The sequence below is a fragment of the Apilactobacillus waqarii genome, from assembly GCF_019061205.1.
GTDB lineage: Bacteria > Bacillota > Bacilli > Lactobacillales > Lactobacillaceae > Apilactobacillus > Apilactobacillus waqarii.
Genome location: NZ_JAHQYH010000024.1, coordinates 1 through 471 on the forward strand (window position 1 = coordinate 1; position 471 = coordinate 471).

Annotated in this window: 1 protein-coding gene; it reads right to left on the minus strand. The window is 36.9% G+C overall.

All coding sequences use genetic code 11. The features are described from left to right. The coding region (locus tag KTJ72_RS07025) for a kinase (RefSeq protein WP_217304479.1) at positions 1 to 471 on the minus strand (471 nt) is incomplete at both ends.

The window sequence follows — 471 nt, forward strand, 5'->3', positions numbered from 1 at the left end:
GTAATATGTAATTGAGTGCTTCTTGCAAGGTGACAGTTTTGTCAAAAGATGTTTCAGAGATTATTTTGATGTAATCTTTTTCATTCCACCACTTTCTCAGAGCTTCCTCGCCAAATTCCTCGACCTTACTTCTGCTTGAATGGCGCTTTAATGTTTCTTCAAAAGGAATATCATAATAATAAGCAAAGACTTGAAGACGGCTTTGTTGGCTAATAAAGTCCCAAACAGGGGCATACCAATCTGCTTTTAGAATACCTTCTAAGATAATATAGTCGCAATTCGCCATTCCAAAAGTAATCAAATGCTTCAATAATGGAATTGTCGGCGTATCAAAACCATCATGGGCTAGTAACATTTCGCGTCTTAATTTATCTTGAGAAAGAAGTAAGGTGTTTTCACCAAGTTGACTTTGGAGGGCATTCGCCAAGCTAGTTTTCCCACTAGCAGCATTTCCTCTAATAAGAATTAATT